Below are 24475 nucleotides of genomic sequence, written 5' to 3'. Positions count from 1 at the left end.
CCGCGTGACGCCAGCTAGTCCGCGTCGCCGGCGCCGGTCGCGCCGCTGGCCATGATCTGCTCCATGCTCAGCTGCGCGATGCCCTGATCGTAGCGCGCGCCATTGCCGCCCAGCACCGCGGTGGCCTGCCGCGCGACCTTGAGCAAGGTCGCCACTGCCGCGTACATTGTCGGCGCCGCGGCCAGCCGTTGCTTCGGGCCCGACAAGGTCAGCGCGCCCACCAGCTCGCCGGTGGCGCCGAACACCGGCACCGAGGCCGAGGCGGTCTCGGCATCGCGCTCGCCATACGACGCCGCCCATAGCCGCGCCCGCACCTCGCTCCAGCGCTCGTCGCCGGGTTCAGTGAAGGCGCGCAGCAGTTTGCCCGAGGCGCCGCGGTCGACCGGGAAGGCGTCGCCAACGCCAATGGAAACGCGCACCGCACGCGCCGGCTCCACACGGTAGAGCACCAGCCGCTGGTCGCCCTGGCGCACGTAGAACGATGAGGTTTCGCCCAGTTCGCGGCTGACCTGCTCCAGCAGCGGCTCGATCACCGGGCCGACGCGGAACGAGCGCTGGTAGATCGCCGCCAGCCGCAGCGGCTGTGGCCCGATTGCGTACTGGCCGTCGTCGAGCTTGCGGATATAGCCGCCATGCTCCAGCGCCGCCAGCAGGCGCAGCACGGTGCTCTTGTACAGGTCGGTGCGGCGCGACAGTTCGGTCAGCGACAGGCGCTCGTCGGTCGGTCCGAAGGCGCCGAGGATGGCGAAGGCGCGGTCCAGCACGGCGACGCCGCTGGAGGTATCGGGGGCGCCGGCGGAGTGGGCGGGTTGCTTGTCTTCCATGGTTGCAGGCGGCCAGAGTTCTGCCTAGTAGAACACAGGTTTCACATTTTTTCGAAATCATCGGGTTTACTCGGATTAGTTTCTCTCTATTCTGGCTCTAAAGTTCTTCTCCATAGAACACAGTTCTATCAGAAGGAACAAAACCGGCGCCAACTGAAGAGATCAGGCCTGCCGGTTCCATCAGACAGGAGACTCCATGACCCGCCGTTCGCTCCGTTCCACCCATTCCATGCGTTCCCCGATACTTGCCGCGCCTGTGCGGGCCCTGATGCGCACCGTTGCCTGCTGCGCGCTGCCTGCGCTGCTTGCCGCAGGTGCCGGCGTCGCCCATGCCGCCGACGCCTATCCCGCGCAGCCGGTTCGCCTGATCGTGCCCTTCCCGCCGGCGGGCGGCACCGACGTGCTGTCGCGACTGGTCTTCAACAAGATCGGCATGGCGACAAAGTGGAACGTGGTGGTGGAGAACCGCGCGGGTGCGGGCGGCAACATCGGCATGGACGGCGTGGCCAAGGCCAGGCCCGATGGCTATACCCTGGGCATGGGGCAGACCGCCAACCTGGCGATCAATCCCACGCTGTATCCGAAGATGCCCTACAACGCGCTGAAGGACTTCGCGCCGGTGGCGCTGGTGGCGGCGCAGCCGGTGGTGCTGATCGTACGTAACGACGCTCCCTACAAGACTGTTGCAGACCTCGTGGCGGCGGCGAAGGCGAAGCAGTTGTCGATGGCTTCGGCCGGCACGGGCACGGTCGGGCACCTGACCGGTGAAATGTTCGCACGGCGCGCCGGCATCAAGACGCTGCATGTGCCGTACAAGGGCGCCTCGCCGGCCCTGACCGACCTGATGGGCGGGCAGACCGACTTCTATTTCGCCACGCCGCCGATCGCCATGCCGATGATCAAGGCCGGCAAGATCCGGGCCCTGGCAGTGACATCGGCCAAACGCCTGCCATTGCTGTCCGCCGTGCCTACCATTGCAGAGTCGGGCTACGCAGGCTTCCAGGCGGAAGACTGGAAGGCGCTGGTGGCGCCCGCCGGCACGCCGCCCGAGGTGGTGGCGCGGCTGAATGCCGAGGTCAACAAGGCGCTGGCGCAGCCGGACACGGTGAGCAAGCTGCGTGAAGAAGGCAGCGAGCCTCGCGGCGGCACCGCCAAAGAGCTCGGCGCCTTTATCCAGAGCGAGAACACGCGCTGGGGCGAGATCGTGCGCCAGTCCGGCGCGCGCGTCGAATAGTTGAATCGTCGAACAACGGACCAGACACCAACGCCATGCAAAAACCCTTGCGTAACATCCGCGTGCTCGACCTCACCAACGTGCTGGCCGGCCCGTTCTGCTGCCACCAGCTCGCGCATCTTGGCGCCGAGGTCATCAAGGTGGAAACGCCGGGTACCGGCGACCTGGCGCGCCAGCTTGGCGCGGATGCCGAGCTGAACCAGCGCCTGATGGGCGTCTCGTTCCTGGCCCAGAACCCGGGCAAGCAGTCCGTGACCATCAACCTCAAGCACGCGCGCGGCAAGGAAGTGTTCCGCAAGCTGGTGCGCAGCGCCGACGTGTTGGTCGAAAACTTCCGCCCCGGCGTGATGGACCGGCTCGGCCTGGGCTACGCAACGCTCAGACAGGAGAACCCGCGGCTGATCTACTGCGCGATCTCCGGCTTCGGCCAGGACGGGCCGCTGGCGGAGCTGCCGGCGTACGACCAGATCATCCAGGGCATGTCAGGCGTGATGAGCATCACCGGCGATCCGGAGACGGCGCCGTATCGGGTGGGCTATCCGGTGTCCGACACCATTGGCGGACTGACCGCGGCGCTCGCCGTGGCGGCGGCGCTGGCGGATCACCAGCGCACCGAGGGCTATTTCATCGACGTGTCGATGCTGGAGGCCACGCTCGCCACCATGGGCTGGGTGGTCTCCAACCACCTGATCGCCGGCAAGGCGCCGGTGCCGATGGGCAACGAGAACATGACCGCCAGCCCGTCGGGCACCTTCCGCACCGGCGACGGGCTGCTCAATATCGCCGCCAACAAGCAGGAACAGTTCGAGGCGGTGTGCCGCGTGGTCGGCCGTCCCGAACTGGCGGGCGATGCGCGCTTCGCGCAGCGGCAGGCGCGCCTGGCCAACCGCGCGGCCCTGACCGAAGCGCTGGAAGCCGAGCTGGCAACCAGGCCCGCCACCGAATGGTGGCCGCTGCTGAACGCCGCCGGGGTCCCGGCCGGTCCGGTGCTGGGCGTGCCCGACACGCTGGCGCATCCGCAGGTGCGCGACCGCGGCATGATCGGCGAATTTGCCGAAGTGCCAGGCGTGGGCCGCGACATCCGCGTGGTGCGCACCGGCTTCAAGCTCAACCGCGAGGCGCCGGCAGTGGACACGCCGCCGCCAGAACTGGGCCAGCACACGCGCCAGGTGCTGGAAAGCCTGGGCTACAGCAGCACGGACATCGATCAACTCAGCCAGGAGCGCGCAATATGAGCGGCATCGGCCAACATCCCAACGCCGGCGAACAAGACATGGATCCGGGCCAGCGCCTGTCGCAGGACTGGTGGCATACCGGCATCATCGACATGAAGCCCGGCGAGATCCGCTACCGCGGCTATCCCATCGAGCAGCTGATCGGACGCGTCTCGTTTGCGCAGATGATCTGGCTGATGCTGCGCGGCGAACTGCCTGGCCCGGGACAGGGAGAGTTGCTTGACGCGGCGCTGATGGCCGCCGTCGACCACGGTCCGCAGGCACCGAGCATTGCCATCGCGCGCATGGCGGCGACCTGCGGCGTGGGGCTGAACAATGCAATGGCGTCGGCGGTCAACGTGCTGGGCGACGTGCATGGCGGCGCGGGCGAACAGGCGGTGGCGCTGTATGAGGATGTCGGCGCGCGCATCGACGCCGGCAGCAGCATGGACGATGCCGTGGCCGCGGCGCTGCATGGCTATCGCGACCTGCATGGCAAGTTTGTCTCCGGATTTGGTCACCGCTTCCATCCGGTCGACCCGCGCGCACCGCGCCTGCTCGCGCTGGTGGAACAAGCCGCGGCCGATGGCGTCGTCACGGGGCGCTATGCGTCGATCGCGCGTGCCATCGAGCAGGCACTGTCCGCCGGGCGCAGCAAGCCCATTCCGATGAATATCGACGGTGCCACTGCCGTGATCTATGCCGAGCTCGGCTTCCCTGCCCCGCTGGCGCGCGGCCTGTTCTGCCTGTCGCGTTCGGTCGGCATCCTCGCGCACGCGTGGGAGCAGACCTGCCAGGGCGGGCGCAACAAGGGACCGATCCCGCGCCAGTTCCTGTGGACCTACGACGGCGCGCCGCAGCGCGACGTGCCCTAGCCGGTCGTTGATGAATCATTGCGTCGCTGCGGAGATCGCGTCCTGACGCCATGGATGACTGGAAAGGCCGAGCACAACGCCTCTCGGCATCAGTCGTCCTTTTCCTATATCGATGTCGGCGCATCACCGACAGCGAAGACAGAGACCGGCCACTAGTATCCATGCAACAAGCAGTCACGTCTCCCACAAAAAAATGATGCCCTCTCCGGCGTCCGGGCCGCGGCTGTGCTCCGCAACCCGAGAGAAGGAGAGCAATCATGGATCGACGCCAGTTCCTGAAGTGGGGAAGTTTCATGACCGTCACGATCGCCACCGGCGGCCTGGCTGCCTGCGGCGGCGGTGGTGGCGACGACGATGAGCCCGACACGGGCAATCCGGAAAACTTCAATTTCGTACACGGCGTCGCCTCGGGCGACCCAAAGCAGACAGCGTAGTGGTGTGGACCCGCGTTGAAGGCAGCAACGGCAAGCGGCCCGTGGTGGTGCGGCTGCAAGTCTCGACCCAGCAGGACTTCCCGCCGCAATCGCTGGTGGTCAACCAGCCGCTGATGGCCCTTCCGGAATGGGACTACACCATTCGCAACAAGGTCACGGGCCTGACCGCCGGCACTCGCTACTACTACCGCTTCCTGCTCGGCAACCGCCCCAGCACCGCAGGCCGCACGCGCACCGCAGCAGCCGCGGGCACGCCGCTGGCGCAACTGCGCTTCGCCTTTGTCAGTTGCCAGGACTGGAATGCCAACCACTGGGCCGGCATGGAAGAGCTGGTGGAACAGGACCTGGACTTTATCGTCCACGTGGGCGACTACATCTACGAAGCCGTGCCCGGCGGCTCACGCGCCGGACTGGTGGAAGACCGCCACGCCGCGCTGCAGCTGCCCAACGGCACGGTGCTGCCGGATGGCAGCGTCTACGCCACCACGCTCGACGACTACCGCTACCTGTACCGCAGCTACCGCAGCGATACGCGCTTGCAGGCGCTGCACGCGGCCTTCCCCATGATCGCGATCTGGGACGACCACGAGTTCTCGGACAACTGCTGGCAGGACCGCCAGACCTACGACTCGGACGACGACCTCACGCCACACACCGCGCGCCGGCGCGCCGCCAGCCAGGCGTGGTTCGAATACCTGCCCGCCGACGTCAGCCTCGACACGAGCAACCCGTCGTTCCAGAACATCCAGATCTACCGGGCCTTCACCTTCGGCAACCTGGCCACGCTGTTGATGACCGACGAACGGCTGTACCGCGCCGACCACATCATCGCGGAGGAATCGACTGGCCGCGCGGTCGGCAGCCTGTACTTCGTTCCCGCCGCCACGCTGGCCTCCACCGAGGCGCAGAAGATCAGCGATGCCGGCAATGCGCTGACGCCGGTGTCGATGCTCGGCGACGCGCAGCGCGCGTGGTGGCAGGACCGCGTCGGCGGCGCCAATACCACGTGGAAGCTGTGGGGCAACCAGCTGTCGCTCATGCGCATGCAGGTCGACATCACCAAGGCCATCGCCGATCTGATCGCGCGGGCCTTGGTGCAGGCCAATAGCGCGCTGGCATCGCTGCAGTCGGCCATCGCCAGTGCGCTGGAAAGCGATCTGGCCGCGGCCAAGGCCGCCGGCTCCTATGCCGGACTGGCGTACACCGCGCTGCGCAACCTGCTGTCGCAGGCAGGCATCGACGCGGCGGCCTTCGACGCCAACATCCGGCCGCTGATCGAAAGCCGCCTGCCGGCGATCGCGCTGCTCGACCGCTTTATCCTCAATGCCGACCAGTGGGATGGCTACAACGCCGAGCGCAAGAACCTGATGGCGTTCCTGAAGGCCAACGGCGTGCGCAACATGGTGGCGCTGAGTGGCGACATCCATGCGTTCTTCGGCGGCCAGGTGATGGACGACTACGATGCGGCTTCGCCCACGCCGGTGATGGTCGACCTGGTGACCGCGGGCGTGTCGAGCAACACGCTGCTGAGTTCGTTCCGCGCCATCGTCGACAACGACCAGGCTTTTGCCGCGTTGCGCGAGCTGGTCTACAGCGATGTCGGCGGCGTGCTGGTGAACGCGTTCGATACCACTTTGCGCGCGTTCAACCCGTGGATTCGCCATGCCGACACCAATGCGGAAGGGTATGCGCTGGTGACGCTGACGGCGGACAAGCTCAGCTGCGCGTTCCATACGATGAAGTCCATCAGCGGCGGGGTCGCGCCGGCGCTGCCGGCTACCGCAAGCACGCGGGTGCTTGAAGTGGCGGCAGGCACGGCGGATGTGAATGTGCTGTAGCGGGATGGGTTGCGGTGCGCCGGGTGCTTATTCGGCCTTGACGCCGGCGTCACGGATGACTTTTTCCCAGCGCACCTTCTCTGCCTGCACGAAGCGTTCGCCCTGCTGGCGGTTCTGAGGCATCGGGTAGGTGCCCAGCTCCTTCAGCCGCTCGACGAAGACAGGCTGCGACAGCACGGTGCCGACCGCGGTGTTGATCGCGTCGAGCGCGGCCGCGGGGGTGCCCTTGGGCGCGAACACGGCGAACCAGCCCTTTGCCACCAGGCCGGGGGCTACGTCCCTCGCAAGGGGTATCCCTTCGAGCCCGGGCAGCGTGGTGTCGGCGGTCACCGCCAGCGCCTTGAGGCGGCCGCTGCGCACCAGCGGTACCAGCGGTGCGATGCCGTCGACATAGACCGGCACATCGCCCTTGACCACGGCCTGGATCGCCTGCGTGGTGCCGCTGAAACTGACCTGGCGGAAGCGTGCCTGCTGCAGCTGGCCCATCATTTCAGCGGTCAGGTGCGGGACTGAGCCGCGCGTGGGGCTGCCGATGGTGACGTCGTCCGGGCGTGCCTTGCCGGCTTTCAGCACTTCCGCGAGGGTCGTGAAGCCGGACTTGGGGTCGGCGACGAACATCATTGGCGTGTAGGCCAGTGTTGCCGCGACTTCGGTGTCGCGCTGGATGTCGAACCTGGCTTCCTTGTACATCACCGGGGTGGTGACGGCTGCGGCGGCGTGGAAGATGCCTAGCGTGTAGCCGTCCGGCGCGGATTGCTTCAAGGCGCTCATGGCGACGATGCCGTTGCCGCCTGGCTTGTTTTCTACGATGACTTGTTGCTTCCAGACTGCTGTCAGGCGTTCGGCGACCTGGCGGGCGATGATGTCGGGGGCGCTGCCGGCGATGGAGGGGACGACGATGCGGACTATTTTTTCTGGATAGGGGGCGGCGGTTGCGGCTGCGGCCGCGGCCGCGACGGTCAGGCTGGTTGCTACAAGCAGCCTCAGGCTGGTGCGGCGGTTCATGGTTGTCTCCCGTGTGTGGTGTGGCGTCTCGTCGTCAAGGGTCTGATGCAGGGCAGCGGGACGAGGACGTCTTTATTTGACATACTGGCAATTAATTTTAGATTAATTGTTTGTGTATCAAATAAGGGGTTACCACTATGTCCCTACCTTCGTAGTCGATCGCCTGTCGCCAAGCCCAGCTGACCAACTAGGACCCGCGCGCTGCGCAGCCGCAGGCGTTCCTACCACGCCGCTAGCAGCAGGGGCCACCCAACAGCTCTGGGCTCGTTCAAAAACTGCGTCAATCCCGAGCCACCGTGGCGCACCATGGCGTCAGGCAGTCCTGCCCTGCAACGACGCCCAGCCCCGTACGAAAGCTCGCGCGCACTACGATAAGAGTGGCCGCCCGCCCAGGGCAGTAAACGCGCTTTTTGGTGACTTTTTGTCGCTCGGACAAAAAGTTACCCGCCCTTCAGGGCGGAACAGGGCATATCAACTGCTACCAGATGCCAGCCGCCAGGCCACAAACCTCAAGCAACCTTCTTCCTGGCCCTCTTGACCACAACACCCCTCCCACTAACCTTCCACCCCTCAATCCCATCCAGCGTAATCCGCAGCCCTTCCTCAAACGCCACATCGGAAGTCAACCGCGAAAACGCCTTGCTGACGAACCGCGCTCCCGGATATTGCAGTTCGGAAGCCGACTCCAGCTTCTTCTCGATAAAGGCCTGGTGATAAGCCGGCAACTGCCGCGAGGCCTCGGCCATGCTGGCCGACACCAGATACTGCGCAATCAGGTGATAGCCAAGCGCCACCTGCTCGGCAGTAAAACCACCCTGCATGATGGCCGACGTCATCCGGTTGAAGAACTCCATCCCGTAATCGGTTTCCCCCGGCTCCACTTCCTGGAACAAGCGATACCGGTTATGCGACGCGACGTAGATACTGACCCCGGGATTCTCCACGGCAACTTCGAAACTCAGCCGCGCAATCCCCTCCACATCCGCACGCCAGTCGCCAGTCAACGACGGCAGCACGCCAACCCGCTGGCGGTAGTAGTCGTTGAGTACACCAGACACCAGTTGGTCACGCCCCCCGAGGTAGTAGTGGATCAACCCCGGCGCCACGCCGAAATCCTTGGCCAGCTGCACCATCGAGATCTGGTCCAGCGGCATGGACTTGGTCAGCTTGATCGCATGCTGCAGGATGGCGACACGGCTCAGCATCGGCTCGGCGCCGATAGGCGAATCGGTCTTGGGCGGGCGGCCGCGACGGCGCGGCGCAGTGGGGGTGGCGGTTGCCTTTCCGGCGGGTGCGGCGGCGGCTGTGGTATTGCGGCGAGCGGCTGGCATGTTGGTTTGACCGGTCATGGACACAGGGCCGCGTAAATTGCGGCCCTGGTAATTTTACCGCGCTGCGCCAGCCATGGCGAACTCAGGCGCCGGCAGGCTCGGGCAAACCGGAACCATGCGAGCTCGGGCGCAGATAACGCCCCAGCGACAGCGTCAGCGCCCCGGCCGCCAGCAGCATGCACGGCAGCACCAGCAGCGCGGTGTCGTAGTTGCCATGCCGGTCAAACCATCCGCCCAGCCCGATCGGCCCGATCACCGCGCCGAAGCCATACCCGGAGAACGCGATGCCGAACAGCGCCCCGAACGCCCGCAGCCCGAAATACGAGCGCACCAGGTAAGAGATCAGGTCGCCCTCGGCACCGATGGTCAGGCCGATCAGGGTGGCGGCGACCAGCAGCAACTGGTAATCCCGCGTGACGCCAAGCAGGTAGATGCCCGCAGCGCCACCGACAAAGAACACGCAGGCGACGAACGGCGCGTGGATGCGATCGATCAGCACTCCGGTCAGGATACGGCCCACCAGCAACCCCACGCCGACCATCGACGCGCTGCGCGCGGCGTCCGCCGGGCTGAAGCCCTTGTCGGCAAACATCGCGGGCAGGTGCGGCCCGAGCGACAGCGTCGCCGACGACGCCAGGATAAACACCGCCCAGATGGCCCAGAGGCGATAGCTGCGCAGTGCCTCACGCAGCGGCACCCCGGGCGCCGCCGCCCCGGACGCGGCCCGTGCCACGCCGGGCACGCGGCGCTCGCGCAGCAGCGCGCAGGCCAGCAGCGACAGCACGATCGACCCGAGCCCCAGCGCCACATACGTCGTGCGCCAGCCATAGCCGGTGACCAGGTACTGCGCGGTGGCCGGCATCAGCACTGTGCCCGCCCCGAGCCCGCACATGGCAATGCCGAGCGCCAGCCCCAGGCGACGGTCGAACCACTGCGGCAGTACCGCAAGGTAGCCCAGCACCGAGGTCGCCGCGCCAAACACGCCGACCACCACCGACAAGCTCACCCACATCGCCTTGCTGCCATCCTGCAAGGCCATGCATGCCGTGGCAATCCCGAACACCAGCGCCGACGCCGCGATCACGCGCCGGATGCCGAAGCGGTCCATCATCGTGCCAACCAGCGGGCTGACCACCGCCAGCCCGAACATCGACGCCGCATACGACAGCGAGGCTTCAGAGCGCCCCCAGCCGAACTCCTGCGCCAGCGGCTGTACGAAGACGCCAGCGGTGGCATTGAACAGCGGGGCGTAGCCCGCGAGCATCCCGAGCGCCGCGCCCAGGATGACGGCGACATAGGTCCAGCGGGCGGCGGCGGGCGCCGGTTGGGGGGCTTGCTGCATGGTGGTTGTCTCCGTTGCCGAGGTTGGCGGATGGTGGCGGCCTCTGCGGGCGGCCGTCTTGCGTCATGCCAGTCCGGTGCGGCTGCCGAGCAAGGCGCCTGCGCCCGGCGCCTCGGCGCGCAGGCCGAGCCGGCGCAGCATCTGGCGCGCGGTGCAGGCCGCCGTCGACGTCACCGGGATGCCTAGCGCCTGCTGCGCCGGCTCCAGCGCCGCCAGCGATGGCATCTGCACGCAGGCGGACAGCACCACCACGTCGACGCCGGCGGTATCCAGCCGCTGCACATCCTGCAGCAACTGCATCGGGTCGCGCGCACCGACTTCCAGGTTGTCGAGGATCGAGAAGTTGATCGCATCCTGCACCGCGATGCCTTCGCTTTCGATGTAGTCGACCACGGTGCGCGTGAGCGCATCGCTGTATGGCGCCAGCAGCGCAATGCGGCGCGCGCCGAAGTCCTTCAGTTCCTCCACCAGCGCGCCGGCCGAGGTCATTACTTCGGGCAAATGCGGCGCGTCGCCGATCGCCGCGGTGAGGTCTTCGATGACCTGCCGGTGGTAGCCCTGCCCCATGCACATGGTCGCGACCAGGCATGCGGTGCTCATGATGTCGACGCGCGCGTCGGCCAGTTCCTGCGCGCAGCGGCCCATGTCGCGGTTCATCTGCGCCAGTTCCTCGGCTACTACGCGATGCATGCGCACCCGGCTCGAATGGAAGGAGAAGCGTTCGGGCAGCACCTGCATGCGGCCGGCGAAAATGGCGGGGACTTCGCGCTCCATGGTGATGTTGGAGCTGGGAACGATCTGTCCGATTCTGTATTGCATGATGAAATTCGAGAATGTCGGCGGCAGTGCCGCGCATCAGCGCGCGGCCGCAGGCCGCTGGAAAGCCGACAGCGCGGCGCGCAGGGAGTCGGGGATGGGCGTGCCGACGCGCTCGTCCAGCCGCACGCAGATCGGCGAGAAGGTCGCGTCGAACACCGCGCTCCCGTCCGGGCGCCGGGCCGTGCAGCGGATGTCGTAGGAACGCGTGCGGATCGCTTCGACCCGGCACTCGATGTCGATCACATCGTCCGGCCACAAGGTGCCGATGAATTCGAAACGCATGGCCTTGCACGGCGTGCCGACGCCATGCGCGGTGCCGAGGCGGCCCGTGCCACCGGCGATATGGTCGGAGAACAACCCCACCGCACCCAGCAGGTAGTCCGTGAAGCGGCCGGTGTAGACCACCCCGGCCGGATCGCAGTCGCCCCAGCGCACGGTGCGGCGCACCACGAAGGGCTGCTCGCTGAGTACATACTCGGTGGCGCGGATCATGGGTGCTGCCCGGCCGGCACCGACACGCCCGCCGCCGTCAGCTCGGCAAGCAGGTTCGGGTATTGCTCGCGCAGCCGGTTCAGGTCGACGCGGCCGGTACGGGTCATGAAGCGGAACACGAACTCATGCGCCGTGGGCAGATCCATCCATTCGCGGATGCGTTCGTACCAGTTGTACGAGGCCTCGGACGCACTGATCAGCTTGGCCTTCTCCGGGCGGCGCCTGGCATCGTAACGCTGCAGCGCAGCCTGCACATCATCCGGCGAGGCGACGATGGCCTCGGCCAGCGCGATCGCGTCTTCCATGGCAATGCGCGTACCCGAGCCGATCGAGAAATGCGCGCTGGTCAGCGCATCGCCGATCAGCACCTGGTTGCCGACATGCCAGGTGTCATTGACGATCACCGGGAACTGGCGCCACACCGAGTTGTTCGACACCAGCCGGTAGCCACCCAGCTCTGCGGCGAAGATCTTCTCGAACAGCGCCTGGCGCTCTTCCTGCGTCATCGACTCCATGCCGAAGTCGAGCCAGGTCTGGTGGTCGCACTCGGCCACGAAGGTGCTCATCGAGTCCGAGTATGGGTAGTAGTGCGCGACGAAATACCCGCCTTCGTACTTGCGGAACACCAGCGCGGGGTTCGGGAACGGCTTCTCCACGCCATACCAGGCGAAGTGGTTGGTCAGGCTGTGGCGGCGCGTGCCGAAGCCGGCCTCGTTGGCCGCGCGCAGCTGCGAATTGACGCCGTCCGCACCGACTACCAGGTCGGCATCGATCGCCGAGAAATCGCTGATGCGCTGGTTGTACGTGATCCGCACCCCCAGCTCCCCCGCGCGCGCCTGCAGGATCTGCAGCAGCCGGAGGCGCGGAATTGCGCCGCCGCCCGCGCCAGGGCGCTTCATCGTGATCGGGTGCTCGTGGCTGACGATGGAATGGCGGTCGCTGAAGCGCATCGCGCGCGCCAGCTCATCGACCACGGCCGGCGACGCCGCGCGCAGGTTGGACAGCCCGGTATCGGCCAGCACCACGCCAAAGCCGAAAGTGGCGTCTTCCGGATTCTGCTCGTAGATGTCGATATCGACTTCGGCGAGCCGTTCCTTCAGCAGGATAGCCAGGAACAGCCCCGACGGGCCGCCCCCGATGATGGCGATCTTCATTTGGCGTCCCCCGGGGCGATGACCAATGCATCCATGTCGAACTGTTCGATGCGCCCCGCCAGCCCGCCGGTCAGCGCGCCGTACCAGACCGCCGGCTTGAAGCCGAGCGCCTTGCGGCCGAAGCGGATGCCGGGGTTGCCGTCGATGCGCACGTAGCCGTTGCCGAGCGACGTCGTGTTGTAGCCTTCGGTCTTGCCGGCCACATCGAGCAGCGCGGCGAACTCGGGCACGTCGAGCACGAACACCGAAGCCTTGCCGGCCGGCGCGCTCTTGTCGATCAGCGCGGCCTTGCGCTGCCACACCGGCTCGATCGAGCCGAACGGCGCGCCGTCCTTGCCGGCGTTCTCCAGCTCGATGGCGGCGTCGATGGTCAGCCGTGCGTCTTCGGCATCGGACTCGCTGAACGGTCGCACCTGCCAGGTGATCTCGATCGGGTAGCCGTTGGGATCGTTGAAGTAGATCGACTCGATCACCTCATGGCGGATCTGGTAGCGCAGCGGGATGCCGACCGCTTCGACACGCTGGCGCCACAGCAGCAGCTCGGCCTCGTCGCGCACGCGCCAGGCGGTGTGGGTGGCGCGGTCCTGGTAATGCTCGCGCACGGTGAGCCAGTCCGGGCGCTCGGTGCCGATGTAGTAGAAGAAGGCGATGGTGCTGCCGTTGCCGCTATCGAAGAAGAAGTGCAGGAAGTCGGCATGGTTGTCCGGCCCCCAGCCCTTGGCGGAAATCGCATGCACCAGCGGCAGGCCGAGCAGGTCGCGGTAGAAATGCACGGTCTCGGCCAGCTTCCAGGTCGGGCGCGCGGTGTGGTGCACGCCATGCAGCTGCACGGCAGGCGCTGCGGCAATGTTTGTCGCTTGGGTCGTCGATTGGGTCGTCGCTTGGGTCATCTCACTTCCCTTCGTTGGTGTTGCCACGGGCCGCCTCGGCCTCGAGCGTCTGGATAATCTGCTCTCGCAGCAGCGCCTTGCTGAGCTTGCCGGAGGCGGTCAGCGGGAATTCCCGCACAACCTCCAGCCGCTCCGGCCACTTGAATTTGGCGAGGCCCGCTTCGTGCAGGTACTGGGTCAGCTGCGGCAGCGACAGGCTGGTAGCCGGCGGCTTGGGCACGATGAACGCGCACACGCGCTCGCCGTAGATGCGGTCGGGCATGCCCACCACGGCGCAGGCGAGCACCGCCGGATGCAGGTTGATCACGTTCTCCAGCTCTTCCGCATTGATCTTCTCGCCACCGCGGTCGACCACGTCCTTGATGCGGCCGCAGAAGAAGTAATAGCGGCGCCCGTCGACCACGCGCGCCGACATCAGGTCGCCGGAGCGGTAGAAGCCGTCGGCGGTAAAGCGCGTCACATCTTCCTTCTCTGACTTGTAGTAGCCGAGGATCGTGTACGGGCCGCGGAACAGCGCCTCGCCGGCCTCGCCGTCGGGCACCGGATCCTCGGTGCCGGGATGGACGATCTTCACTTCGTCATGCTCGGACACCGGACTGCCGACCGAGGTATCGCGGATCTCCTGCGGATCGTCGCGGCGCGCGAACATGATCACGCCCTCGGTCATGCCGAAGATATGGTGCGTCGGCGAGCCGGTCAGCCGTGTCAGCCCCGCGGCATTCTTGGGCGCGACGAAGTTGCGGCGCGCGCGCTCGGCCGCACCGGCCTTGGCCAGCTCCGGCGCGATCCGCGTCAGGATCGGGCCGGCGACGCCGAACCAGGTCGGGCGGTAGTCGCGCACCAGCCGCTGCAGGTTCTCCTCGCCGATGTCAGGCGTCACGGTGACGGTCGCACCGGCGAGCAGGAACGGGCCGAAGAAGCAACCCATGTTCAGGTTGTGCATGTACGGCGTGGGGAAGAACAGCACGTCTTCCTGCGTGTAGCCGTTGCACGCGGCCACCGCGCGCATGTTGTACAGGTATTCGTTCTGGAAGCGCGGGATGATCTTGGGCACGCCGGTGGTACCGCCGGAAAGCTGGAACACCGCCACCTGGAAGGGATCGTGCCGCACGCCGGCGAGCAGTTCGCGCGCCCGCGCCAGCGGCATCTCCTGGATCAGGTCGGCAATCAACACTGCCTTGCCACGACGCTCGCCGCGCGCCTGCAGGATATGGGCAAGGCTCGGCACCTCGGCCTGCATTTCTTCGGCAAAAGCCACATCGTCAAACTTGGAATCGTCGCCCTGCACCAGGTGCAGCCGCGCTTCGCACAGGTTGCCCAGGTAGCCGATCTCCAGCTTGCGGAAGGCCTGCAGCGAGCACAGCGGGATGATGCCGGCCTTCAGGCAGGCGAAGAACGCCAGCAGCAGTTCATTGCAGTTGCCGCACTGGAACACGGCGCGGTCCAGCGGCTTCAGGCCGAGCGCCAGCAGCGCGGCGGCCAGGCGGTCGGTCTGCTCGTCAAGCTGGCGATAGGTCAGCTCGCCTTCGGGGCCCACCAGCGCCAGGCGGTCTGCATGGCGTTCGAACGATTCACGGAAGGCGCCCGCCAGGGATTCGCCGGTCAGCACGCCTTCGGCGACATAGCGGCGCAGGCGGTCTTCATCCGGATACCTGACTCCCTCCAGCAATTGCGGCGGACGGACGGTGTGGTTCTGCAGCATGTGTCTCTACCCTTTGTAGTCGATGGTCGGAGCCGCGCGCTTGATGTCGGGGGGCGACGTGCGCGCTGGCCCTGGTGGATGCTTGCCGGTTAGTTCATGTTCTCGCGCAGCCAGGCAACGATGTGGCGGCCGGCGATGCGCTGCCCCGGTTCCTCGTCCCGGCTCAGCGCCATGCCGTGGTGGTTGCCCCGCACGCGCAGGAGCTGCTTGCGCGTGCCGGGGATCTGGCGGTAGATCGCTTCGATGTCGGCCGGGAAGGTGCACTGGTCGCCGGTGTATTCCAGCAGCAGCGTGGGCTGGTGCAGCGCGTCGAGGGTCTTGTCGAGCGCGGCATTCGACGACAGCCCGGACCACGTCGACAGCCACGACTCCGGCGTGACCACGCGGCCGAAGCCGACGCTGCCCCAGTTCGACACGAACGGGTCCTTGCCCCACAGCGAGCCGGTCTTGCGATCCGAGGGATCAAGCGAGATGTCCCACGAGCGCAGGTCGGCATCGGTGCGCCAGACCTCGAAGATAGGGGCATGCGCGGCCACGCGGCGGTCGGCTTCGGTGCCGCTGCCGGCCTTGATGCGCTGCCGCGCTTCCTGCTTGGCCTTGAGGAGTGCGCGGGCGCGGTTGTCGATGCGGGCCACGCGTTTTTCCTGCGCGTCCCGGTAGCGAGCGATGAAGTCCGGCGCATAGGTGCCGCGGCCGGCGGCGGCGTCAAAACCGTTGGCGGCGGAGAACGGGTCGAGCGACGGGTCGGTTTGCATGGGGTCGTTCTCGTCGACGACGGAGGGGTCGAGGCCGCTCATCAGCAATTTGCCCTGGCCGGGGTGCGGCGAGACGAGGATCATGCCGTCGACCACTGGCATCGGGGCTTCGGCCAGGTTGGTCGGGCGGCCGCCTGGCGTGCGGGCGATGCGCTGGTCGGGGGCCGCTTGCGATTGCTGGTTGTAGAAGGCATACAGTCCCGCGCCGCCGGAGTTGCCTAGCAGCACGATGCGCTCGTAGCCGAGCTCGCGCAAGTGGGTCATGCCGGCGGCTACGTCGAGCAAGGCGAGTTCATGCTCCAGGCGCAGATCGTTGCCGATCGAGCGCGGGCCCTGGACCCAGCAGGCGCAGCCGGCGTCCAGCACGAATGGCACCAGGTAGTGGGTGATGGCCATTTCGCGGGGGTGCATCAGGGAGACGACGGTTTTTTCTTTTCCGGTGACCGTGAACAGGAAGCCTAGCGTGCGCTGGCCATCTGCCGTGGTGAGCGCATAGGGGACCATCTGGTACGGACGGGACATCAGGCGGGTGTCCCACGAGGCGCCGCGCATGCCTGCGGTTACTTGTGGCTTGTCTTGGTCGGTCACGGGGGCTCCTTGTTGGGTGGTAAATGATACCGTCTCAATAATGTAGGATTTATTTGATATCGCGTCAAATAATGGTAAACCTTGGGGGCTTGGCGGGGTGGGTGTGTTGTGCCTCCGGCTTGGCATCTGGTGGATATTTGATACGCCCGGTTCCGCCCTAAAGGGCGGAACAGGACATATCAAATATCCGCCAGATGCCCAGCCGCAGCACGCAGCACACAACACACAACACACAACACAAAAAACCAAACCGGATCCTTCCCGGAAGTCCGATCCTTACAAGGAGGCGCCAGTCCGCTCAGTCCCCTGCAAGGCCCGCCGCGATCTTGCCCGCAATGCTGGCCAGCGGCGCCACGAACTTCGCCTCCGCCTCGGCCGGCTTGAGCGCACGCGACAGATAAACCACGTTCAGGCTGCCGAGCACGCGCTCGCCCGCACGCAGCGGCACCGCAATGGCACTGATGTTGCGCTGTTCGCTCCAGTCCCCATGATTGGTGCTGAAGCCGTCCTCCCGCACACGCTTCACCAGGTTCTGCACGAACTGCGCATCGCTCGCAAGCGCGGCCTGCCGCTCGCCGCCGGCACCAGCGCGCAGCATCGCGACGACGCTCTCCTGCTCGGCCTCGGTGCAGTTGGCAAAGTACGCGCGCCCTGACGCCGTCAGCAGCATCGGCAGCCGCCGCCCGACCATGGCGCGGTGGAACGACAGCGGGCTGAAGCGGTGCGTGGTCTCGCGGATGATCATCGCGTCGCCGTCGGGCGTGGTCAGGTCGGAGGGCCACACCACTTGCTGCAGCAGTTCGCCCATCAGCGGCGCGGCGGTGGTGGAGATCCACTCGTCGTCGGTGAAGCCCTCGCTGAGCGTGCGCACCTGCAGCGTCAGGCGGAAGGTGTCGTCAGACTCGCTGCGCCGAACGAAACCCTGCCCCACCAGTGTCTCCAGCAGGCGCCGCACCGTGGTGCGGTGCAGCCCCGTCTCTTGCGCCAGTTGCTGGGCCGTTGCGCGCCCGCTTTCCATGCGGTTCAGCGCGCGCAGCACATCCAGGCCGCGCGTCAGTCCCCTGACATTGGCGTAAATGGCATCCCGCTCCAGCGCCATAAAAAGTCCTTTTAAATCAATGCTGTGCACTCCTTGCACAGTTTGCACATTTTTTTTGCCGCGAGCAACGCGGTCTCTAGACTTCCGTTCAAAGCAAGCCCCCCGAATGCAGGCACCCTGCACAGAACCTGGAGACAACCGATGTCGACGCAAGCCGCCCCGGCCACCGCCCCCAACACTTCCTCCCCCGCCGCCAAGCCGTTCCAGAGCATCTGGGCCGACCTGCGCGGCGTCAGCTTCACCCAGGGCTGGCTCGATGCCGGCGGCATCCAGACACGCTACCTGCACGCCGGCGATCGCAGCAAGCCCGCGCTGATCCTGCTGCACGGCGTCGGCGGCCACGCCGAGGCCTATGTGCGCAACCTGAAGGCGCACGCCGAGCACTTCGACGTCTGGGCCATCGACATGATCGGCCACGGCTGGACCGACAAGCCCGATGGCCCGCGCGAGGTGTCGGCCTACGTGGACCACGTGATCCGCGTGCTCGATGCGCTCGACATCGAACGCGCCTCGTTCAGCGGCGAATCGCTGGGCGGCTGGGTCGCCTCGCAACTGGCGATCGACCATCCCGAGCGCGTCGAGCGTCTGGTGCTGAACACCGCAGGCGGCTCGCAAGCCGACCCGGTGGTGATGGAACGCCTGAAGACGCTGTCGATGCGCGCGGTCGAAGACCCGAGCTGGGACTTCATCAAGGCCCGCGTGGAATGGCTGATGGCCGACAAGTCCAGGGTCTTCGACGACCTCGTTGCCACGCGCCAGGCGATCTATGCGCAGCCCGGCATGGTCGAGGCGCAGCGCGGCAACATGATCCTGCAGGACATGGAGACGCGCCAGCGCAACATCCTGCGTGCCGGCGACTACGGCCGCATCCAGGCGCCGACGCTGGTGCTGTGGACCTCCGACGATCCCACCGCCGATGTCTCCGAAGGCCGCCGCATCGCCACCATGATTCCCGGCGCGCTGTTCACGGTGATGGAGGGCTGCGGCCACTGGCCGCAGTTCGAGGATGCCGACACCTTCAACCGCATCCACCTGGACTTCCTGCTCGGCAAGCCGGTGCCCGAGGCGACCACGGTCTGATGCGCTACGCGCATCCCTGACGGCCGCGCTGCGCGCATCCCTGACGGTCCGGGCCGCGCCCGGACACCCACAACATAAAACGGAGACAGACATGACCCACGCCATCGCCATGGCGGGCGGCGACGCTCGTCCCGACACTTTCGATTGCGACGTCGCCATCGTCGGTGCCGGGCCGGTCGGCCTGATGATCGCCAATATCCTCGGCCTGCAGGGCGTCAGCGTGGTGCTGGTGGAAAAGCTCGCGCAGATCATCGACTATCCGCGTGCCATCGGCCTGGACGACGAAGCGCTGCGCGTGTTCCAGTCGGTCGGGCTGGCGCAGACGCTGCTGCCGCACACCACGCCCAATCACTGGATGCGCTTCGTCACCGCGGGCGGGCGCTGCTTTGCGTCGATCGAGCCGCGCACCGACGAGTTCGGCTGGCCGCGCCGCAATGCCTTTATCCAGCCGCTGGCCGACCGCATCCTGTTCGAGGGCCTGCAGCGCTTCCCGCATGTGCGCACGCTGCTGGGCCACGGCGTGTCGTCGTTCACGCATGACGACCACGGCGTGCAGGTCGATGCCGCCGACGACGCCGGCCGGCCGGTGCGCATCCGTGCCGCCTACATGGTCGGTGCGGACGGCGGCAACAGCCTGGTGCGACGCGCGCTCGACATGCCGTTCGAAGGCCGCACCAAGCCCAACCAGTGGATCGTGGTGGACGTGCGCAATGACCCGATCGGTACGCCGCACATCTACATGCATTGCGACCCCGAGCGGCCCTATGTGTCGGCCGCGCTGCCGCACGGCATCCGCCGCTTCGAGTTCATGGTCATGCCCGGCGAGACCGAGGAAGAACTGTCGCGCCCCGAGAACATGGCCGCACTGATCCGCAAGGTCGTCGCCGACCCGGACAAGGTCGACTACATCCGCCAGCGCGTCTATACGCACAACGCACGCCTGGCGCGCGACTTCCGCGCCGGCCGCGTGCTGCTGGCGGGCGATGCCGCGCACATCATGCCGGTGTGGCAGGGCCAGGGCTACAACAGTGGCATCCGCGACGCCAGCAACCTGGGCTGGAAGCTGGCGATGGTGGTCAAGGGCCAGGCCGGCGATGCGCTGCTCGACACCTACACCGCCGAGCGCCGCGCCCATGCGCGTTCGATGATCCACCTGTCGGAAGTGGCCGGCGATATCTTCGCGCCTGCCAGCCGCGCGGGGTCGGCGCTGCGCGATGGGCTGACCAGGGTGCTGAACCGGTTCCCCGCGGTCAAGCAGTACTTTGTCGAGATGCGCTTCAAGCCGATGCCGCGCTACGAGCAAGGCGTCGTGCTCTTGCCCGAAGGCCAGCGCCTTCCTTCGCATCCCGGCCTGCTGGCGCGCTGGCTGGAGCGCTCTGGCAACTCCGCGCTGGGCCGTCTGCTGGGGCTGATGAGCGAGAAGCGCGAGTCGCTGGCCGGACGTCTGGTGCATGGCCGCGACCCGGCCGGCAACTCGCCGGTGGGCCGCATGTTCATCCAGCCGCTGGTGCGCACCGAAGCCAATACCGTCGAGCGCCTCGACGACGTGATCGGCAACCGCTTCGCCATCCTTGGCTGGGGCACCGATCCCACCTTCGGCCTGACCGCGCAGGCACGCGCGGTGTGGCGCCAGCTTGGCGGCGTGTTCGTGCTGGCCAAGCCGGACCCGCAGCTCGAATACCGCGACGACGTGCCCGACGGCGTGATCGCCGTGGGCGACGCGCACGGCCGGCTCAAGGACTGGTTCGGCAACCAGCCCGGCTCGGTGGTGCTGCTGCGGCCCGACCGCTTCGTCGCGGGCATGTGCTCGCCGCAACAGGTCTCGGAATCGGTGGTGGCGCTGGCGCGCAAGCTGGCCTTGCGCACCCCGGCTGCCGAGGAAGCCGAGGAAGCCGAGGAAACCGGGGAAACCGATACGCGTGCCGCCGCCCGCACCGCCGCGCCTTCGTACGACACCCAGGCCGCCGCCGTCCGGCAGCTTGCCGCAGGAGCCTGACATGCCGGTCCATCTTGAATGCCTGTCGCATACGCCGCTGCACGGCTACTACGACCCCGCGCCGGAAATCGTGGCCGAAGTCGAGCGCCTGCAGGCCGCGGCGCGCGCCCGCGTGGAAGCCTTTGATCCCGAACTGGTGGTGGTGTTTGCGCCCGACCACTACAACGGCTTCTTCTATGACGTGATGCCGCCGTTCTGTGTCGGCGTGGCCGCCAGCGCCATCGGCGACTTCAACAGCCTCGCCGGTCCGCTCGACGTGCCGCAGGACGTGGCGCTCGGCCTGGCCGAAGCGGTGATGGCGCAGGACCTCGACGTGGCGGTGTCGTACCGCATGCAGGTCGACCACGGCTGCGCGCAGGCGCTGGAAGTGCTGACCGGCGCGCTCGGCCGCTACCCGGTGATCCCGGTCTTCATCAACTCGGTCGCGCCGCCGATGGCAAGCTGCCGCCGCGCGCGGCTGCTGGGCGATGCCATCGGCCGCTACCTGGCGGGCCTGGGCAAGCGCGTGCTGGTGGTCGGCTCCGGCGGCATCTCGCACGAGCCGCCAGTGCCGGAGATCGCCGGCGCCAGCGCGGAGGTGGCGGAACGGCTGATCGCGGGACGCAACCCGCCGCCGGCTTCACGCCAGGCGCGGCAGGAGCGCACCGTGGCCGCCGCGCGCGCCTTTGCCGGCGGCGACAGCCAACTGCATGCGCTCAACCCTGACTGGGACCGCGCGTTCCTGGCGCTGCTCGCCAGTGGCGAACTGGCCCGGGTCGACAGCATGACCAACGACGGCATTACGCGCGACGCCGGCAAATCGGCCCATGAGGTGCGCACCTGGATCGCCGCCTTTGCCGCGCTCGCGGCGAGCGGCGCCTACCGCGCCGAACTGGACTACTACCGCCCGATCCCGGAATGGATCGCCGGCTTCGCGCTGATGCACGCCGCGCCTGCCCGCTGAACGCAGCCCCCTGACCCATCACAAGGACAACAGCCATGCCCGACCAGGAAACCATCCTCGCCCTCGCCGCTCGCCTGCGCGAAGCCGAACGCAGGCGCGCGCCGGTGCCGCCGCTGCGCGGCGAAATCGCCGCCGATGACGCGGCCACCGCCTATGCCGTGCAACGCGCCAACGTCGCCGTCTGGCAAGCGGCAGGTCGCCGCGTGGTCGGCCGCAAGATCGGCCTGACCTCGCCCGCGGTGCAGCGCCAGCTGGGCGTGGACCAGCCCGACTTCGGCACCCTGTTTGCAGACATGGTCTACGGCGACGACGAGCCGATCCCGATGGCGCGCACGCTGCAGCCCAAGGTCGAGGCCGAGGTGGCGCTGGTGCTGCGCCGCGACCTCGACGTGGCCGATGCCACGGTGCTAGACGTGCTGGGCGCGGTGGACTACGTGCTGCCGGCGATCGAGGTGGTCGGGAGCCGCATCGCCAACTGGGACATCTCGTATGTCGACACCGTGGCCGATAACGCTTCCAGCGGGCTGGTCGTGCTGGGCGCGGTGCCGGTGCCACTGTCCGGGCTGGACCTGAAGGCCGTCGAGATGGAGATGCGGTGCGGCGACGAACGCGTCTCGCAAGGCAACGGCGCCGCTTGCCTGGGCCATCCGCTCAACGCTGCAGTGTGGCTGGCGCGCAAGCTGGCCAGCCTGCGCGATCCGCTGCGCGCCGGCGACCTGGTGCTGACCGGAGCGCTGGGGCCGATGGTGCCGGCGCAGGCCGGCAAGACCTATGAGGCGCATATCGCCGGCGTCGGCACGGTGCGCGCGAAGTTCGCCGACAGCTGACACGCCCCCGGAAGCATTCAACCCATAACGACAGAGAAACGGAGACAAGCATGCAACGCCCCCATCGCAACCATCGCCTGCTGGTTAGGCTGCTCGCCCCCTTTGCCATCGGCGCCGCCCTGATCGGCAGCGCCGGCGCAGCGACAACGCAAGCGCCCGCCTTCCCAACCCGCCCCGTCACCATCGTGGTCCCGTTCCCGGCAGGCGGCATCACCGACATGATCGCGCGCCAGGTCGCGCAGCAGATGCAGGGCGACCTCGGCAAGCCGGTGATCGTGGAGAACCGCCCCGGCGGCGGCGGGCAGATCGCCGCGCTGGCGGTCAAGCGCGCCGAGCCGGACGGGCATACGGTGTTCGTCGCGGCCACCGAGATGTTTGCGATCAACCCGGGCCTGTACCGCAATTTCTCGTACGACCCGCTCAAGGACTTCAAGCCGGTGACGGCGCTGGCGGCATCGCCGCTGGTGCTGGTGGTGCCGCAGAACAGCCCGGCCAATTCGGTAAAAGACTTGGTCGCGCTGGCCAAGTCGCGCTCGGACGGAGTGAACTACGCCTCGCAGGGTATCGGCTCGATCGGACACCTGCTCGGCGGCCTGTTCGGCGACAAGGCTGGCGGCAAGTTCACCCACGTTGCCTACAAGGGCTCCGCGCCCGCACTGCAGGACGTGATGGCGGGCCAGGTCGACATGATGTTCGACCCGGTCATCACCACCTCGCCACTGATCAAGGGCGGCAAGGTCAAGGCGCTGGCAATCGCGTCGAGCAAGCGCTCGGCCAGCCTGCCCGATGTGCGCACGCTCGCCGAGCTGGGCGTGCCCGGCCTGGATGCCGGCGTGTGGTTCGGCATGGTGGTGCGCAGCGGCACGCCAGATGCCGTGGTCGCACGGCTCAATGAGTCCGCGTTGAAGGCGCTCAAGGCCCCGGAAGTGGCCAGGCGCTTCGCCGACCAGGGCCTCGATCCCATGCCCATGAACCCGCAGCAGTTCGGCACCTTCCTCGCCAGCGAAAGCACGCGCTGGACCCCGCTGGTCAAGGCCAGCGGCGCCAGTGTCGAGTAACCCATCCAAGGAGAATCCCTATGACGCGCAAGCTCAAAGCCGCCATCATCGGCTCGGGCAATATCGGCACCGACCTGATGATCAAGATCCTGCGGCATGGCCGGCAGGTCGAGATGGGCGCGATGGTCGGCATCGACCCCGCCTCCGACGGCCTGGCCCGCGCGGCCCGCATGGGCGTGGCCACCACGCATGAAGGCGTGGAAGGGCTGAGCCGGCTGCCGGTATTCGGCGACATCGACATCGTCTTCGATGCCACCAGCGCCGGCGCGCACGTGAAGAACGACGCCTTCCTGCGCGCGCTGCGCCCGGCGCTGCGCATGGTCGACCTGACCCCGGCGGCGATCGGCCCGTACTGCATCCCGGTGGTTAACGGCGCCGCGCACCTGGACGCGCCCAACGTCAACATGGTCACCTGCGGCGGCCAGGCCACCATCCCGATGGTGGCGGCGGTATCGCGCGTGGCGCCGGTGCACTACGCGGAGATCGTCGCCAGCATCTCCAGCAAGAGCGCCGGCCCCGGCACGCGCGCCAATATCGACGAATTCACCGAAACCACCTCGCGCGCCATCGAGCAGGTGGGCGGCGCGCGCCGCGGCAAGGCCATCATCGTGCTGAACCCGGCCGAGCCGCCGCTGCTCATGCGCGACACCGTGTACTGCCTGAGCGAACCGGCCGACCAGGACGCCATTGCCGAATCGGTGGCGTGCATGGCCGCCGACGTGCAGCGCTATGTGCCGGGCTACCGCCTCAAGCAGGCGGTGCAGTTCGAGGCAATCACCGCGGACGCGCCGCTCAATATCCCGGGGCTGGGACGCCTTGCCGGCCTGAAAACCACGGTGTTCCTTGAAGTCGAGGGCGCCGCGCACTACCTGCCCGCCTACGCCGGCAACCTGGACATCATGACCAGCGCCGCGCTGAACACCGCCGAGAGCATGGCCGAAGCCATGCTCGCCGAGTCCGCCGCGGCCTGAACAG

20 protein-coding genes and 1 pseudogene are annotated in these 24475 nt (G+C 67.3%); 10 read left to right on the top strand and 11 right to left on the bottom strand.

Annotated features, from left to right (window positions below; all coding sequences use genetic code 11):
* Positions 1 to 14: 14 nt before the first annotated feature.
* Positions 15 to 824: an IclR family transcriptional regulator gene (locus CTP10_RS18855; protein ID WP_116318772.1), complete on the bottom strand. Its 810-nt coding sequence runs from the start codon at positions 822 to 824 to the stop codon at positions 15 to 17.
* Positions 825 to 1092: 268 nt separating this feature from the next.
* On the opposite strand from CTP10_RS18855, the gene CTP10_RS18850 reads away from it, so the two are divergent.
* From CTP10_RS18850 to CTP10_RS18835, 4 genes and pseudogenes are all read left to right on the top strand, one after another.
* Positions 1093 to 2058, top strand: coding sequence for a Bug family tripartite tricarboxylate transporter substrate binding protein (locus CTP10_RS18850; RefSeq protein WP_116318947.1), 966 nt, complete (start codon positions 1093 to 1095; stop codon positions 2056 to 2058).
* 35 nt (positions 2059 to 2093) lie between these two features.
* Positions 2094 to 3293 (top strand): CaiB/BaiF CoA transferase family protein, encoded by a 1200-nt coding sequence (locus tag CTP10_RS18845; protein WP_116318773.1) that lies wholly within the window; start codon positions 2094 to 2096, stop codon positions 3291 to 3293.
* Complete coding sequence (locus CTP10_RS18840) at positions 3290 to 4147, top strand: citryl-CoA lyase (RefSeq protein WP_116318774.1); 858 nt, start codon at positions 3290 to 3292, stop codon at positions 4145 to 4147. Before CTP10_RS18845 ends, CTP10_RS18840 begins: the two co-directional genes overlap by 4 nt.
* A gap of 257 nt (positions 4148 to 4404) precedes the next feature.
* A pseudogene (locus CTP10_RS18835) lies at positions 4405 to 6419 on the top strand (alkaline phosphatase D family protein).
* Positions 6420 to 6446: 27 nt separating this feature from the next.
* Here the strand turns inward: CTP10_RS18835 and CTP10_RS18830 are convergent.
* From CTP10_RS18830 to CTP10_RS18785, 10 genes are all read right to left on the bottom strand, one after another.
* The gene (locus tag CTP10_RS18830) at positions 6447 to 7424 is read right to left on the bottom strand and encodes a Bug family tripartite tricarboxylate transporter substrate binding protein (RefSeq protein ID WP_116318775.1); all 978 of its coding nucleotides are present in this window, start codon (positions 7422 to 7424) and stop codon (positions 6447 to 6449) included.
* A 509-nt stretch (positions 7425 to 7933) separates the two neighbouring features.
* Positions 7934 to 8773: a TetR/AcrR family transcriptional regulator gene (locus CTP10_RS18825; protein ID WP_233528079.1), complete on the bottom strand. Its 840-nt coding sequence runs from the start codon at positions 8771 to 8773 to the stop codon at positions 7934 to 7936.
* Between the two features lie 64 nt (positions 8774 to 8837).
* Complete coding sequence (locus CTP10_RS18820; RefSeq protein ID WP_116318776.1) at positions 8838 to 10097, bottom strand: MFS transporter; 1260 nt, start codon at positions 10095 to 10097, stop codon at positions 8838 to 8840.
* Between the two features lie 63 nt (positions 10098 to 10160).
* Positions 10161 to 10916, bottom strand: coding sequence for a maleate cis-trans isomerase family protein (locus CTP10_RS18815; protein ID WP_116318777.1), 756 nt, complete (start codon positions 10914 to 10916; stop codon positions 10161 to 10163).
* Positions 10917 to 10952: 36 nt separating this feature from the next.
* Positions 10953 to 11408: an acyl-CoA thioesterase gene (locus CTP10_RS18810; protein ID WP_116318778.1), complete on the bottom strand. Its 456-nt coding sequence runs from the start codon at positions 11406 to 11408 to the stop codon at positions 10953 to 10955.
* Complete coding sequence (locus CTP10_RS18805; protein ID WP_116318779.1) at positions 11405 to 12562, bottom strand: FAD-dependent monooxygenase; 1158 nt, start codon at positions 12560 to 12562, stop codon at positions 11405 to 11407. Before CTP10_RS18805 ends, CTP10_RS18810 begins: the two co-directional genes overlap by 4 nt.
* The gene (locus tag CTP10_RS18800) at positions 12559 to 13452 is read right to left on the bottom strand and encodes a VOC family protein (protein ID WP_116318780.1); all 894 of its coding nucleotides are present in this window, start codon (positions 13450 to 13452) and stop codon (positions 12559 to 12561) included. Before CTP10_RS18800 ends, CTP10_RS18805 begins: the two co-directional genes overlap by 4 nt.
* Position 13453: 1 nt before the next feature.
* Positions 13454 to 15154 carry an AMP-binding protein gene (locus tag CTP10_RS18795; RefSeq protein ID WP_116318781.1) on the bottom strand — a complete coding sequence of 567 codons (1701 nt, stop codon included), beginning with the start codon at positions 15152 to 15154 and terminating at the stop codon, positions 13454 to 13456.
* Between the two features lie 89 nt (positions 15155 to 15243).
* On the bottom strand, positions 15244 to 16497 hold the full coding sequence (locus tag CTP10_RS18790; protein ID WP_199414558.1) for an alpha/beta hydrolase: 1254 nt from the start codon (positions 16495 to 16497) through the stop codon (positions 15244 to 15246).
* 298 nt (positions 16498 to 16795) lie between these two features.
* Positions 16796 to 17596: a DNA-binding transcriptional regulator gene (locus tag CTP10_RS18785; RefSeq protein WP_116318782.1), complete on the bottom strand. Its 801-nt coding sequence runs from the start codon at positions 17594 to 17596 to the stop codon at positions 16796 to 16798.
* Positions 17597 to 17737: 141 nt separating this feature from the next.
* Between CTP10_RS18785 and CTP10_RS18780 the strand changes: the two genes are divergently transcribed.
* The 6 genes from CTP10_RS18780 to CTP10_RS18755 all read left to right on the top strand — a co-directional run bounded on the left by CTP10_RS18780 (position 17738) and on the right by CTP10_RS18755 (position 24471).
* Positions 17738 to 18676, top strand: coding sequence for an alpha/beta fold hydrolase (locus CTP10_RS18780; RefSeq protein WP_116318783.1), 939 nt, complete (start codon positions 17738 to 17740; stop codon positions 18674 to 18676).
* A gap of 91 nt (positions 18677 to 18767) precedes the next feature.
* Positions 18768 to 20672 (top strand): bifunctional 3-(3-hydroxy-phenyl)propionate/3-hydroxycinnamic acid hydroxylase, encoded by a 1905-nt coding sequence (locus tag CTP10_RS18775; protein ID WP_116318784.1) that lies wholly within the window; start codon positions 18768 to 18770, stop codon positions 20670 to 20672.
* 1 nt (position 20673) lies between these two features.
* Positions 20674 to 21615: a 3-carboxyethylcatechol 2,3-dioxygenase gene (locus CTP10_RS18770; protein ID WP_116318785.1), complete on the top strand. Its 942-nt coding sequence runs from the start codon at positions 20674 to 20676 to the stop codon at positions 21613 to 21615.
* Between the two features lie 35 nt (positions 21616 to 21650).
* Positions 21651 to 22442 carry a 2-keto-4-pentenoate hydratase gene (mhpD, locus tag CTP10_RS18765; protein ID WP_116318786.1) on the top strand — a complete coding sequence of 264 codons (792 nt, stop codon included), beginning with the start codon at positions 21651 to 21653 and terminating at the stop codon, positions 22440 to 22442.
* 50 nt (positions 22443 to 22492) lie between these two features.
* Positions 22493 to 23500, top strand: a complete 1008-nt coding sequence (locus tag CTP10_RS18760; protein ID WP_116318787.1) for a Bug family tripartite tricarboxylate transporter substrate binding protein — start codon at positions 22493 to 22495, stop codon at positions 23498 to 23500.
* A gap of 20 nt (positions 23501 to 23520) precedes the next feature.
* Positions 23521 to 24471, top strand: a complete 951-nt coding sequence (locus CTP10_RS18755; RefSeq protein WP_116318788.1) for an acetaldehyde dehydrogenase (acetylating) — start codon at positions 23521 to 23523, stop codon at positions 24469 to 24471.
* The last annotated feature ends 4 nt before the right edge of the window (positions 24472 to 24475 follow it).

Source organism: Cupriavidus sp. P-10 (assembly GCF_003402535.2).
GTDB lineage: Bacteria > Pseudomonadota > Gammaproteobacteria > Burkholderiales > Burkholderiaceae > Cupriavidus.
This window is presented reverse-complemented; position numbering and strand designations above follow the sequence as displayed.